This is a genomic window from Enterobacter sp. MGH 33, assembly GCF_000534535.1.
In the GTDB taxonomy this organism is placed as follows: Bacteria; Pseudomonadota; Gammaproteobacteria; order Enterobacterales; family Enterobacteriaceae; genus Enterobacter; species Enterobacter hormaechei_C.
In genome coordinates this window covers 2,036,284-2,049,593 of the sequence record NZ_KI973212.1, presented here as the reverse complement: position 1 = coordinate 2,049,593, position 13,310 = coordinate 2,036,284, and the positions used below count along the sequence as shown (strand labels likewise).

The window sequence follows — 13,310 nt, the reverse complement described above, 5'->3', positions numbered from 1 at the left end:
GCTTTTCACTTTGCGTGCTTATCCTGGAGACAGGGTGTCGGTCTTGGTGTAGGGTTGGCTCCGAATGTAACCATTATGAGCCTTAGGGATAAGGCGAAAAGTCTGAGAATGCGCAAAGTTATATGAGCACAACCCCTGTACAACGTGAATATTTCCTCGACTCGATCCGCGCATGGCTCATGCTATTGGGGATCCCTTTTCATATTTCACTGATCTATTCCAGCCACACCTGGCACGTGAACAGCCAGATGCCCTCCTGGTGGCTGACGCTGTTTAATGATTTTATCCATGCCTTCCGCATGCAGGTGTTTTTTGTCATTTCCGGTTATTTCTCTTACATGCTCTTCTTGCGCTATCCCCTCAAACGATGGTGGAAAGTGCGCGTGGAGCGCGTGGGCATACCGATGTTGACGGCCATTCCGCTGCTGACGCTGCCGCAGTTCATCATGTTGCAGCATGTTAAAGGCAAGGCGGAAAACTGGCCGAATCTCTCCTTCTATGAGAAATACAACACCCTGGTCTGGGAGCTGATTTCCCACCTCTGGTTCCTGCTGGTACTGGTGGTGCTAACCACGGTGAGTTTGCTGATCTTCAGCCAGCTGCGCCAGCGCGCGAGCACCGCATCCTCGACCTTCTTCGCCAACATCACCCTGGGCAAGCTGTCGCTGCTGTTTCTTGCGCTGGGGGTCGCGTATGCCGCCGTCAGGCGTACCCTGCTCATTGTCTACCCTCCCATTCTGAGCGATGGGCTGTTTAATTTCGTGGTGATGCAGACCCTGTTCTACATTCCCTTCTTCCTGATCGGGGCGCTGGCATTTATTCATCCCCGGCTTAAAGCGCTGTTTACCACCCCCTCCCCCTGGTGTGCGGTGGGTGCTGCGCTGGCCTTTGCCGCCTATCTTCTCAATCAGCGCTATGGCAGCGGGGACGCGTGGATGTATGAGACAGAGAGCGTGATAACGATGCTGATGGGCCTGTGGATGGTTAACGTGGTGTTCGCCCTTGGCCATCGTCTGCTGAATTTTAAATCCAGCCGCGTCACCTATTTCGTTAATGCTTCGCTGTTTATCTACCTGGTTCACCATCCGCTGACGCTGTTTTTCGGGGCGTACATTACGCCGCATATCGCCTCGAATGCGCTGGGCTTCTTCACCGGCCTGGTCTTTGTGGTTGGCATTGCCATCGTGTTGTATGAAATCCACCTGCGGATCCCGCTTTTGCGTTTCCTGTTCTCAGGCAAACCTCAGGTTAAAGCGGGATAACAAAACGGCGCCTCCAGGGCGCCGTTTTTGCATTTCAGACATCAAAAAGCCTGGCTGCGCGCGGTCAAAATCCGCTGATACAGGTCGGCGGTGTGCTCATCGAAGCAGACAAAAATGACTTTTTCCGGCATGGGTTTAAGGGAAAGGTAGTGATAAACGGTATTCACGGCGATTGTAGCTGCCGCTTCCTTTGGATAACCGTATACCCCGGTGCTAATGGCGGGGAACGCCATGGTCTTATACCCGTTATCCGCCGCAAGCCGCAGGCAGTTACGATACGCCTGCTCCAGAATCTCAGCCTCATGGCGGTCGCCACCGTGCCAGACGGGTCCAACGGTATGGATCACCGCTTTGGCCGGGAGATCGCCTGCAAGCGTAATAACAGCATGCCCCGGCGGGCACTCTCCCTGCTGCTGACGCACGGTTTTGCATGCTTCAAGGAGCTGAGGGCCTGCGGCCCGGTGAATGGCACCGTCCACCCCGCCCCCACCCATCAGGGAGGAATTGGCTGCGTTGACGATCACGTCAACGTGTACCGTCGTGATATCGCCATGAATAACGTCGATTTGCGGTCTCATAAACACCCTCTGCAACCCGCCTTTTTCATCAGTGTATCGCAGAGGGAGAAGGAGAAAAACTGCCGTGAAAAAAACGTCGGTTAGCGGTAATCCACCTGAACGACCGCAAGCGTTTTCTGTTCATTCAGGTATTTCATGCTGACAGCGGCCAGAGCTGAATGAGGATGATGGCCCCGGAGCGCCTCGTCATAACTGATGGTATGCGTTTTCATACGGTTATTTTCCGGACAGGAGATCGCAAACTGCTGATGCCGGGGCGTGACTTCGCACGGGTCAGCGACCACCGCGCCACGAAAATGAATCACCCCACCATTTTCTATAGTTGCTGAATAAGCCGGAGATAAAAAAGAGGACAGGATCAGTCCCAGACCAGAAATAATACACGCTGCGGATTTGAACATTATTTGTACTCCTCAATGAAATTCGTCCTTGAGGGGTAAAAACGCTCCGTTATGACGTATCAATTTAAGCAACCCGATGACTGGGTTCTTGATATCAGCATAGCTTACCTGTGCAGCGCCGCCACTTTATTAAATCATTGATTTCATGAATTATTAAAGCGTACTTGCCGGTGCGTTCCACTGCTGTGATAAATGAAGCGATTTTCCATCGGAAACGGTGACGATTATTTTTACCGCATCCCCTGAACGAATATTTAAACTGATTCGCGTTAAATCAATCGGCTGATTAGCGGGTATAAAAAGAGTATTTTTCTGCCGCGATGTACTTTGTCCCGCTTGCCCCTGTCGGACAGATAACACCTCAACCTGACATTCGCAGGCGTCTGCCAGCGTGACCTGAGGAATAATGGTTGTCATATTTGCCTGCTGTGAGGTGCTGAACGTTATCTGGCTGGCAAGCGCAGCAAGGAGAATGAAGGTGCTCATGAGATCCTCCCGAAAAAAAACAGGGCACATGCCCTGTTTTTTGGTACAGAATTGAATCAGTACTGATGTGCGGTCGCGTTGTTGCCAAAGCCAACCTGGTGCACAGTCACCGTTGAGCCGGACGCTGTCTGGTCTACCGCCGCGCCGTTGCCGCCGCCGAACTGTTTCACGTTGATAACAGAGTCTTTGCTATTCCACTGGTCGATGGTGGCGCTGTTACCAAAGCCTTTTTGCAGCAGATCGATAGAACTGTCATCAGAGCCCTGACCAACATCTGCGCCGTTACCGCCACCGTGCTGGGTAATGGTCAATTCAGAATCTCGGGCGTCCGTCTGCAAAGCAAGCGCGGAGTTACCGCCGCCGTACTGGTAAATGCTCAGGGTTGAGTCAGGGCCGTTATTGCCGCCACCCCAGCCACCTCCGTGGCCGCCGCCAAATTGTGGTACCGCACCTGCGAAAGCACTGCCAGAAACTACGATTGCTGCAATAACTGCCACTTTGAAAAGTTTCATGGTAAACCCCCATCGGATTGATTAAGGCGTCACACATCGCTAGCGTTGAATAACGCGAATAGCCATTTGCGACTGTCTCTGTACTACAACTGCTGTTTTCTGCGTACCATACTGCGTTATATTCGCCCTGTTACCCGAGCCTTTCTGGATAATCATGGCGGTGTTGCCAAAAGCGCCCTGCTTAATACTCGCATCGTTGCCGTTACCGGTCTGATCGATATAAGCAAGGTTATACGTCCCTGACTGATCAACATGCGCGCGGTTATTCCCGCCCTCCTGGGAAATAATGGACAGCAATTTAGAACCGCCCTGGCGTACATCAGCATTATTACCTGAGCCCTGTTGACCAATAATGGCTGCCTGATTGTATGAAGCTTTACTTAATTCATTTATCGCAAAATTATATTCAGAACTGGCTAAATCTGAATCACCTGCGATTACAAACCCAGGCGCACCCAGTAATGTAAACATCATAAACAACATTTTGTTTTTCATGCTGTCACCCTGGACCTGGCTATAAAATAGGTATGTCTTTACCCGTTAACGCGATTCGTTTTGTTAACGCCGCGTTACGGAAAAGAGTATGTCTGCCGAAACATATTTAATATCTCACCCGTGTGCCTTATTTTTATATGCTCATTCACCTCAAAGTCGTAAATCTCGCCTGAAACGACGCGACACACCACTAATGCAGAAATAAATTCTTGTCTGAGCGTCTGGACAACAGCGAGACAGGCTGTCCAACCTGTACCGGCTTCTACAGACAAACATGGCAATGTCTTTTGCCAGGTGCGTGACACGAAGCAAGTTTTCTTAAGAAAAATTTCCAGCTTAGAGAAGTCTTAACTTTTTAGCTGAGTTCATACTTTTTACCGGCTGGCTTACAATAATTAAAAGCTCAATAATTCAATTCTTTATAATATATTGTATGACTTTCAAAATCTGTGCACGTTTATACACCTGTACAACTTTCCCCTTATCTTAAAATCTATTCACCCTGCAAAATACACAACTTAATATCGAATTTTACATTCTGTTACATGATTAACACTTGCTTTAACGTTTGCAATAGCTAGATTGAAAACAGCAGTACGTTATTTGTTTTTAATTTTACCGCCTCCTTTGGAGGAAGGTTTTTTAACTACACACAGCAGTGCCACACCTGTCAGTACTTCTGGTGCCTTTTTCAATAATACGAGGGCAGCTGCCGGGTGTCATAAATAACGTGGGGTTTCATCATGTTTAATGAAGTCCATAGCTTACCCGGTCATACATTATTGTTGATCACAAAACCTTCCCTACAAGCGACAGCGTTATTGCAGCATTTAAAACAATGCCTCTCGCTTAACGGGAAACTGCATAATATTCAACGTTCTTTTGATGATATCGCTCCTGGCAGCATCATTCTTCTCGATATGATGGAAGCGGATAAAAAACTGGTCCATTACTGGCAGGATAATTTAAGTAGGAAAAACAATAACATCCGCGTATTGTTATTAAATACGCCTGATGAGTATCCTTTCCGCGATATTGAGAGCTGGCCGCATATTAACGGCGTGTTTTACGTCACTGAAGAAGAAAACCGTGTCGTGGAGGGTTTGCAGGGCATATTGCGGGGGGAGTGTTATTTCTCGCAAAAACTGGCCAGCTACCTCATTACCCACTCCGGAAATTATCGCTATAACAGTTCAGAATCTGCACTTCTGACGCACCGTGAGAAAGAGATCCTGAACAAACTGCGTATTGGTGCTTCAAATATTGAAATCGCCCGTTCGTTATTTATCAGCGAAAATACGGTTAAGACGCATCTTTATAATCTTTTCAAAAAGATAGCTGTTAAAAATCGCACGCAGGCGGTGTCGTGGGCAAACGATAACCTCAGGCGTTAATAGCATGAAACGCACCCTAAGTTGGATTGCCGCCGCAGGCATTATGCTTGCTGCCGGAAACCTTCAGGCTGTTGAGGTGGAAGTTCCCGGACTGTTGACCGACCACACCGTCACCTCTGTCGGACACGATTTTTATCGTGCCTTCAGCGATAAGTGGGAAAGCGATTATCCGGGTAACTTAACCATCAACGAACGGCCCAGTGCGCGGTGGGGAAGCTGGATCACAATAACCGCTAATCAGGACGTTATTTACCAGACTTTTTTATTCCCAACGAAAAGAGACTTCGATCAGAACGTCGCTTTCGCGCTGGCACAAACAGAAGAAGCTATTAACCGCCTACAGTTAGACAAAGCCCTTTTGAGCACAGGCGATTTAGCAAAAGATGAGTTCTAGGGAAGGTGCGAACAAGTTCCTGATATGAGATCATCATATTCATCCGGAGCGCATCCCAGAGGGACATCATGAGCCATCAACTCACCTTCGCCGATAGTGAATTCAGCACTAAGCGCCGTCAGACCCGAAAAGAGATTTTCCTCTCCCGCATGGAGCAGATTCTGCCATGGCAGAATATGACCGCTGTCATCAAGCCGTTTTATCCCAAGGCGGGCAATGGCCGACGGCCCTATCCGCTGGAGACCATGCTGCGTATTCACTGCATGCAGCATTGGTACAACCTGAGCGACGGTGCCATGGAAGATGCCCTGTACGAAATCGCCTCCATGCGTCTGTTTGCCCGGTTATCCCTGGATAGCGCCTTGCCGGACCGCACCACCATCATGAATTTCCGCCACCTGCTGGAGCAGCATCAACTGGCCCGCCAATTGTTCAAGACCATCAATCGCTGGCTGGCCGAAGCAGGCGTCATGATGACTCAAGGCACCTTGGTCGATGCCACCATCATTGAGGCACCCAGCTCGACCAAGAACAAAGAGCAGCAACGCGATCCGGAGATGCATCAGACCAAGAAAGGAAATCAGTGGCACTTTGGCATGAAGGCCCACATTGGTGTCGATGCCAAGAGTGGCCTGACCCACAGCCTAGTCACCACCGCGGCCAACGAGCATGACCTCAATCAGCTGGGTAATCTGCTGCATGGAGAGGAGCAATTTGTCTCAGCCGATGCCGGCTACCAAGGGGCGCCACAGCGCGAGGAGCTGGCCGAGGTGGATGTGGACTGGCTGATCGCCGAGCGCCCCGGCAAGGTAAGAACCTTGAAACAGCATCCACGCAAGAACAAAACGGCCATCAACATCGAATACATGAAAGCCAGCATCCGGGCCAAGGTGGAGCACCCATTTCGCATCATCAAGCGACAGTTCGGCTTCGTGAAAGCCAGATACAAGGGGTTGCTGAAAAACGATAACCAACTGGCGATGTTATTCACGCTGGCCAACCTGTTTCGGGCGGACCAAATGATACGTCAGTGGGAGAGATCTCACTAAAAACTGGGGATAACGCCTTAAATGGCGAAGAAACGGTCTAAATAGGCTGATTCAAGGCATTTACGGGAGAAAAAATCGGCTCAAACATGAAGAAATGAAATGACTGAGTCAGCCGAGAAGAATTTCCCCGCTTATTCGCACCTTCCCTAGCAACGACACCTATTTCGGAGGCTGTAATGCGTCTCGCACACACAGTGATTTCGTTAATGCTCATTGCGCCGTTGAGCTGGGCCGGAAATATGACATTCCAGTTCCGCAACCCTAATTTTGGCGGCAACCCGAATAACGGAGCCTTTATGCTTAACCAGGCTCAGGCTCAAAACTCCTATAAAGACCCCAGCTATGACGATGATTTCGGTATCGAGACCCCGTCGGCCCTGGATAATTTCACTCAGGCCATCCAGTCGCAAATATTAGGTGGCTTATTAACCAACATTAATACCGGAAAACCCGGCCGGATGGTCACTAACGACTTTATCGTCGATATTGCCAATAAAGATGGGCAGCTTCAGTTAAATGTGACAGACCGAAAAACCGGTAAAACGTCGACAATCCAGGTTTCCGGTTTGCAGACCAGTTCAACTGATTTCTAAACAACCCCGAAATAAGGACAATTATTATGCAGCGCTTTTTTATTTTAGTTGCAGTGTGCTTATTAAGCGGTTGTTTAACTGCCCCGCCAAAAGAAGCCGCTAAACCCACCCTGATGCCCCGTGCCCAGAGCTACCGGGATCTGACGCATCTGCCGGTCCCTACCGGGAAGATATTCGTCTCGGTCTATAACATTCAGGATGAGACGGGCCAGTTCAAACCGTATCCGGCCAGTAACTTCTCGACGGCCGTACCGCAGAGCGCCACCGCGATGCTGGTCACCGCCCTGAAAGATTCTCGCTGGTTTATCCCGCTGGAACGTCAGGGGCTGCAAAACCTGCTTAACGAACGAAAAATCATTCGTGCCGCGCAGGAGAATGGTACCGTTGGCGTCAATAACCGCATGCCGCTACAGTCTCTCACCGCAGCCAATATCATGGTGGAAGGCTCGATTATCGGCTACGAAAGTAACGTGAAATCGGGCGGCGCGGGTGCGCGTTACTTTGGCATCGGGGCCGACACGCAGTATCAGCTGGATCAGATTGCCGTCAACCTGCGCGTGGTTAACGTGAGCACGGGTGAGATATTATCCTCCGTGACCACCAGCAAAACGATTCTCTCTTATGAAGTGCAGGCCGGGGTGTTCCGCTTTATCGATTACCAGCGTCTGCTGGAGGGTGAAATTGGCTATACCTCTAACGAGCCGGTCATGCTGTGTCTGATGTCGGCCATCGAAACCGGCGTGATTTTCCTGATTAATGACGGTATCGATCGCGGCTTGTGGGATCTTCAGAATAAAAGTGACGTGAGTAATGCGGTTCTGGTGAAATACCGAGAGATGTCGGTGCCGCCGGAGTCATAATCGGCGGCGCATAAAAAAGGCGAGATTTCCGTCTCGCCTTTTTTTATTTACTTACCGCAGGAACGCTCTGGCTCTTCTCGCGTCGGGCCGCAAGCCAGAGGCCGCTGTTCTTCATGGCGTAGCCAAACAGTAATCCCAGCATGAGCGAAGGGACCACCAGCTTCCAGTCCCCCTGCCCCGCAAAGGTCGCGCAGGCACCCATGAACGTGCCGGGCACAAAGGACAACAGCAGATGTTTTGCCTGAACGCACATCAGGAAGGCCACAATGCCGGTGATGGCGTACCCCAGGATTTCCACCTGCGGCGCCAGCGCGCTGCCTTTCATAATGACCAGCGCCCAAATCACACCGCTCATCAGAGTACAGCCGGAGATGAAGAGCCCTTTGAGACCACCCTGCGGGCAGGCGAAATAGGCCGTGCAGCCAAGAAAACCAGCCCAGCTCAACAAGCCGAGAGAGACAGCCACCCAACCCCAGAGGCCGGAGAGGATGCCAGTCGTGATTGCAATACAAAGTAGTATGTTCATGGTGCGCATCTTAGCAGATGCGCACCATAGAAATGAGATCAGAAGCACATTACGTGCAAGTTGAAATGTATCGTTGCAGGATTTTTGTGATTCAAATCACTCTTCGTTCTCTTCTTCCAGCTCGTCCCACATGGCAGCGATGGCGTCACGCGTCAGCGGAGCCAGCGCTCTCCAGAACGGCGAGGTGGCATGGGCTTCAACTTTACCCAGGAAGGTGCCAACCCACGGAAGCAAATACGTTTCGAACAGGGTTTCAATCGCCTCGTTCTCATCATCATCTGCATTATCTTCAATCCAGGAGGCCGCCAGCAGCAGGGTACCGATATGATCGGCAGGCATATCCGTCAGCGGCATGCCGCGTTCTGAAAGAAACGCCCGAACTTCCGCTTCGGTCGCACCTTCCTGCCAGGCAGAACGATACGGCGACACGCGACACTCTTCCCCCACAAACAGCGCGTTGTAATCCGTTGAAATCTGCTGCATATCGCAGCTTTTTTGCAAGCGTTCCAGCAACTCATCCTGTTCCAGCGGCCAGCTCTGCGCCAGTTTACCTTCACGAATCAGGGTAAACAGCGGAACCAGCAGCGGATCCTGCGGCTGGCGGTAATATAAGGTGCCCAGCACGCGGCAAAGGATGGAAAACTCATTCATGTTTTTATTCCGTTATTAATTAAAGATCGGCAAATTCATCAATCGGCGCCATGCCGCGCGACTCAAGGAAGTCGAGCATACGACGCGGCGTGACGTTCAGGATCTGTTCTTCCGGGAAATTCACGTCCCGCAATATTTTCAGGCACTCGCTAAAATCACCCAGCGTGAAGGCCGTGTGTGAATCAGAGCCCAGCGCCACCATGCCGCCCGCGTCACGCACGGCCGCCGCCACTTCGCGGCAGTTGGCTTCACTGCCCTTACGCGAGTGAACAAAGGAGGAGTTGTTAATCTCCAGCGCCACACGGTGCTTCGCTGCCGCCTGCGCCACGGCCTGAATATCAATCGGGTATTTCGGATTTCCCGGGTGGCTAATAATGTGCACGTTGCCGCTGGCAATAGTGGCAATCATCGCTGCGGTGTTGGTCTCTTTATCCTGGGGCGCAAAGACCGGCTCGTGGAAGCCGGCGAGGATCAGATCTAACGAGGTCAGCATCGGGCCGGTGCAGTCAATCTCACCGTCAGTATTTTTGATGTTCGCTTCGATGCCGCGCAGTATCCCGATACCGTCCACCAGGCGTGGCCAGATACGCATATTCACAAAATGCCAGTAGTGCGGCGCATCCGCCATATCCGGACCGTGATCGGTTATCGCAAACAGTTTAATGCCTTTCAGCTTCGCCTGAGCGATATAATCATGGAGGTTACTGTAAGCGTGGGTACTGGCGACGGTGTGCATATGCAGGTCAACGGGATACATCTTTCTCTCCTCTGCGGTTTTTCCAAAGGATAGCAGTTATCAGCGGCGAATATTAGCAAAAACCCGGCGAACGCCGGGTTTCTCTCAGTAGCCTCGCTGTCTGTCGACCTGTCCGGTCACCGCGTTGCCCTTCTCTATTTCGCTGATGGTATGCGAGATGTACGCCACGGCCTCCACCGGTCGCGTCACGGCCGCAATATGAGGCGTCATCGCCACGCGCGGATGTGCCCAGAGCGGGCTGTCTTTTGGCAGCGGTTCGCGGCTATACACATCCAGCATTGCGCCTTTCAGTTTACCGCTATCCAGCGCTTTCAGCAGATCGTCTTCCACAACGTGTACCCCGCGCGCCAGGTTCATTAAGTAGCTGTCTTCTGCCAACTGGTTGAGGAGCGTGCCATTGATAATGCCGACCGTTTCCGCCGTATTCGGCAGCAGGTTAATGAGGACGCGAGTCCCTTTCAGGAACGCCGGGAGTTCGTCCGTTCCGGCAAAGCTCTCGACGCCTGGATAATCCTTACGGCTCCGGCTCCAGCAGCGCAGTGGGAAGCCCCACGGCGCGAGCGCTTCGGCGACTTTCGAACCCAGTACACCCGCGCCGAGGATGCCGATGATGAAATCTTCATGCTGATAATCCGGAAGCGGTTCCCAGTGGGATTGCTGTTTGAACGCCTGATAATCGTCGAAACGTCGGAACCAGTGCAGCACCTGGCTCACGGCATATTCCTGCATCTGTTGCCCCATACCGGTATCTTCCAGACGAAACAGGGGAATATCCTCCGGCAGCATTTCAGGGTGTGCCTTCAGCTTACTGAGAATGGAATCCACACCCGCACCAAGAGCAAACACCGCCTTCAAACGGCGTCCCTGAAGCATTTCGACCGGGGGATGCCAGACCAGCGCGTAGTCAGCATGTTCATTATCGCCCTGTTTCCATTCGCGAACGCGTGCGCCAGGCAGTGCCGCCGTGAGCGCGTTAATCCAGTAAGCCGTATCAAAAGTGGGGTGATAGAAGATAATATCCATAGTCATTGCCTTTTATTGCGCTGTTTTATTTTCATTTTCAACTGGCTTGCCAGCATAACAAATTTATCGCTAAACCGCGTTGCTGATAAAAGAGGCGTATTTCGCACATTTCGGAATCAGGTTGCCTGAAGTTTGTCTAAACACGCTAAATTACTGAAAAAGTGGGTTGACGGCAGTACGGCTTTTCCTTACATTAGCGCCCGTCCCGACAACAACGGGATGACAATATGGTGAGGTGTCCGAGTGGCTGAAGGAGCACGCCTGGAAAGTGTGTATACGGCAACGTATCGGGGGTTCGAATCCCCCCCTCACCGCCATATTCAAGACAAGAGCTCGTACGAAAGTACGGGCTTTTTTCTTTTATATTCTCCGTAAGGAGATTCGCTCCCTGCGTTCTTTATGTCGGGTGGCGCTACGCTTACCCGACCTACAAAAAGCTAGTCTTCAACCATCTTTGCATACTCTTCGGTGAGAAAATCCACCAGCGTCCTGACCGATGGCAGCAGGCCGCGCCGGGATGGATACACCGCGTGGATCACTTCCCGTCTGGGTTCCCAGGCATTCAGCACCCGAACAAGTTCACCTGAAGCCAGCTGATCCTTCACCATCAAAATGGGCAGCTGTACCACGCCCACGCCCACCATCGCCGCCTCCCGCAGCGCCAGCATGTCGGTAGTCACCAGGCGCGGCGTGAAGTGAATTTCTGCCTTTGCGCCCTCCGGCCCGCTCAATTCCCACTTATGCAGGTGCTTGCCCGCCCCCATACTTAACCCCGGCCACTCGCTGAGTTCAGAGGGCATCGCCGGGTTGCCCATCCGTTCAATCAGTGCCGGCCCGGCAACCAGACAGTGCCCCCTGTCCGCCAGCACCCTTAATACCAGATCGCTGTCATCAAACGGGCGCGGACGAACGCGGATCGCCACATCCACCCCCTCCGCCACCAGATCGACCCGGCGGTTGGTGGCTTCAAGCTGGAGGTTGATCCCTGGATAGCGCGCCATAAACCGTGCCAGCATGGGCCCCACGTGAACGTGCAGCAAGGTGACAGGACAGGTGATCCGGACCATACCGCGCGGCTCAGCCTGTAAAGCAGCCACCGCCTCCTCCGCAGCTTCAGCTTCCACCAGCATGGCTTTACAGTGCTGATAGAATGTCTGCCCCACCTCCGTCACCGCAAACTGCCGCGTGGTACGTTGTATCAACCGAACGCCCAGGCGTTCTTCCAGCTGCGCAATCCGACGGCTCAGTTTCGACTTAGGCTGATCGAGCGCCCGCCCCGCCGCCGCAAAGCCGCCATGCTCCACCACCTTCACAAACCATACGAAATCATTGAGATCCTGCATACGCCTCCATTGTTCCATTTAAGGAACAGTGAATGTCATTTTTGCTATCTACCGGGATATTAGCCCTGAATATAAGCTAATTCCATCAACAGGACATCAGGAGTTAATCATGAAAAACGTAACAGGCGTGTATACCGCACCTCGTCCGCACTGGGTCGGTGACGGTTTTCCGGTTCGTTCGATGTTTTCTTACCAGACGCACGGCGAGCCCCTGAGCCCGTTCCTGCTGCTGGACTACGCCGGACCACATACCTTCCCGGCGGACGGCGCGAAACGCGGCGTGGGCGAGCATCCTCATCGCGGTTTTGAAACGGTGACCATCGTCTACTCAGGCGAAGTGGAGCACCGTGATTCCACTGGCAGAGGCGGCGTTATTGGCCCAGGCGATGTGCAGTGGATGACGGCAGGCGCAGGCATTTTGCACGAGGAGTTCCACTCCAGCGCGTTTTCGCAGAAAGGCGGTGAACTGAAAATGATGCAGCTGTGGGTCAACCTGCCCGCTAAAGACAAAATGGCGACGCCTGGCTACCAGAGCATCACTCAGTCGGATATCCCGGTGGTCACCCTGCCGGATAACAGCGGAACATTGCGCGTGATTGCTGGCCGTTTTGGAGAGGTAACCGGCCCGGCGCATACCTTCTCACCGCTGAACGTGTGGGATCTCGCGCTGCGCCAGGGTAGCCATCTGACGCTCAATCAGCCCGAAGGCTGGAGCACGGCGCTGGTTGTCGTTGAAGGCAGCGTGACGGTGAACGGCACCACGCCTGCCGGTGAGGCGCAACTGGTCGTGCTGAGTCAGAGCGGTGACAAACTGCATCTCGAAGCCAGCAGCGATGCCAAAGTGCTGCTGATGGCCGGGGAGCCGCTGAATGAACCCATCGTGGGCTATGGCCCGTTTGTGATGAACAGTAAAACCGAAATTGCCGAGGCTATTCGCGATTTCAACTCCGGCCGCTTTGGCCAAATCTAAACGTAATAAGGAGCGC

The 13,310-nt window shown here is 52.4% G+C and carries 17 protein-coding genes and 1 tRNA gene; 8 read left to right on the top strand and 10 right to left on the bottom strand.

Annotated elements, in window-relative coordinates; genetic code table 11:
* Positions 1–122: 122 nt before the first annotated feature.
* A complete protein-coding gene (mdoC, locus tag L379_RS14310) occupies positions 123–1,262 on the top strand; it encodes a glucans biosynthesis protein MdoC (protein ID WP_017384749.1) in 1,140 nt (379 codons plus the stop codon).
* A 41-nt stretch (positions 1,263–1,303) separates the two neighbouring features.
* On the opposite strand, the gene ymdB is transcribed toward mdoC, so the two are convergent.
* The 5 genes from ymdB to csgB all read right to left on the bottom strand — a co-directional run bounded on the left by ymdB (position 1,304) and on the right by csgB (position 3,734).
* On the bottom strand, positions 1,304–1,840 hold the full coding sequence (gene ymdB, locus L379_RS14315) for an O-acetyl-ADP-ribose deacetylase (protein WP_015570849.1): 537 nt from the start codon (positions 1,838–1,840) through the stop codon (positions 1,304–1,306).
* A gap of 80 nt (positions 1,841–1,920) precedes the next feature.
* Entirely contained in the window at positions 1,921–2,241 is a 321-nt protein-coding gene (locus L379_RS14320; protein WP_017384751.1) for a type 1 fimbrial protein, read from the bottom strand.
* 153 nt (positions 2,242–2,394) lie between these two features.
* A complete protein-coding gene (csgC, locus tag L379_RS14325) occupies positions 2,395–2,727 on the bottom strand; it encodes a curli assembly chaperone CsgC (protein ID WP_023296298.1) in 333 nt (110 codons plus the stop codon).
* 56 nt (positions 2,728–2,783) lie between these two features.
* Positions 2,784–3,239 carry a curli major subunit CsgA gene (gene csgA, locus L379_RS14330; protein WP_003858043.1) on the bottom strand — a complete coding sequence of 152 codons (456 nt, stop codon included), beginning with the start codon at positions 3,237–3,239 and terminating at the stop codon, positions 2,784–2,786.
* 39 nt (positions 3,240–3,278) lie between these two features.
* On the bottom strand, positions 3,279–3,734 hold the full coding sequence (gene csgB, locus L379_RS14335) for a curli minor subunit CsgB (protein WP_017384753.1): 456 nt from the start codon (positions 3,732–3,734) through the stop codon (positions 3,279–3,281).
* A gap of 743 nt (positions 3,735–4,477) precedes the next feature.
* Between csgB and csgD the strand changes: the two genes are divergently transcribed.
* The 5 genes from csgD (at position 4,478) to csgG (ending at position 8,024) form a co-directional block, all read left to right on the top strand.
* The gene (gene csgD, locus L379_RS14340; protein ID WP_017384754.1) at positions 4,478–5,128 is read left to right on the top strand and encodes a biofilm master transcriptional regulator CsgD; all 651 of its coding nucleotides are present in this window, start codon (positions 4,478–4,480) and stop codon (positions 5,126–5,128) included.
* Positions 5,129–5,132: 4 nt separating this feature from the next.
* Positions 5,133–5,522: a curli production assembly/transport protein CsgE gene (csgE, locus tag L379_RS14345; RefSeq protein ID WP_003858052.1), complete on the top strand. Its 390-nt coding sequence runs from the start codon at positions 5,133–5,135 to the stop codon at positions 5,520–5,522.
* Between the two features lie 68 nt (positions 5,523–5,590).
* Positions 5,591–6,571: an IS5-like element IS5 family transposase gene (locus tag L379_RS14350; RefSeq protein WP_001575870.1), complete on the top strand. Its 981-nt coding sequence runs from the start codon at positions 5,591–5,593 to the stop codon at positions 6,569–6,571.
* Positions 6,572–6,747: 176 nt separating this feature from the next.
* Positions 6,748–7,164: a curli production assembly/transport protein CsgF gene (csgF, locus tag L379_RS14355; protein ID WP_003858054.1), complete on the top strand. Its 417-nt coding sequence runs from the start codon at positions 6,748–6,750 to the stop codon at positions 7,162–7,164.
* Between the two features lie 26 nt (positions 7,165–7,190).
* Positions 7,191–8,024, top strand: a complete 834-nt coding sequence (csgG, locus tag L379_RS14360) for a curli production assembly/transport protein CsgG (RefSeq protein WP_003858055.1) — start codon at positions 7,191–7,193, stop codon at positions 8,022–8,024.
* A gap of 43 nt (positions 8,025–8,067) precedes the next feature.
* Here the strand turns inward: csgG and L379_RS14365 are convergent, their stop codons facing one another.
* From L379_RS14365 to ghrA, 4 genes are all read right to left on the bottom strand, one after another.
* The gene (locus tag L379_RS14365) at positions 8,068–8,550 is read right to left on the bottom strand and encodes a DUF1097 domain-containing protein (protein WP_072203222.1); all 483 of its coding nucleotides are present in this window, start codon (positions 8,548–8,550) and stop codon (positions 8,068–8,070) included.
* A gap of 96 nt (positions 8,551–8,646) precedes the next feature.
* On the bottom strand, positions 8,647–9,201 hold the full coding sequence (locus L379_RS14370) for a TorD/DmsD family molecular chaperone (protein ID WP_032653197.1): 555 nt from the start codon (positions 9,199–9,201) through the stop codon (positions 8,647–8,649).
* A 19-nt stretch (positions 9,202–9,220) separates the two neighbouring features.
* Positions 9,221–9,958: a phosphatase gene (locus L379_RS14375; RefSeq protein WP_003858061.1), complete on the bottom strand. Its 738-nt coding sequence runs from the start codon at positions 9,956–9,958 to the stop codon at positions 9,221–9,223.
* An 84-nt stretch (positions 9,959–10,042) separates the two neighbouring features.
* Positions 10,043–10,981: a glyoxylate/hydroxypyruvate reductase GhrA gene (ghrA, locus tag L379_RS14380; RefSeq protein ID WP_017693654.1), complete on the bottom strand. Its 939-nt coding sequence runs from the start codon at positions 10,979–10,981 to the stop codon at positions 10,043–10,045.
* A 229-nt stretch (positions 10,982–11,210) separates the two neighbouring features.
* On the opposite strand from ghrA, the gene L379_RS14385 reads away from it, so the two are divergent.
* Positions 11,211–11,298 (top strand) — tRNA-Ser (locus L379_RS14385).
* Between the two features lie 120 nt (positions 11,299–11,418).
* On the opposite strand, the gene L379_RS14390 is transcribed toward L379_RS14385, so the two are convergent.
* Positions 11,419–12,324 (bottom strand): LysR family transcriptional regulator, encoded by a 906-nt coding sequence (locus L379_RS14390; RefSeq protein WP_032653195.1) that lies wholly within the window; start codon positions 12,322–12,324, stop codon positions 11,419–11,421.
* 109 nt (positions 12,325–12,433) lie between these two features.
* Between L379_RS14390 and L379_RS14395 the strand changes: the two genes are divergently transcribed.
* Entirely contained in the window at positions 12,434–13,294 is an 861-nt protein-coding gene (locus tag L379_RS14395) for a pirin family protein (protein WP_015570855.1), read from the top strand.
* Positions 13,295–13,310 lie beyond the last annotated feature (16 nt).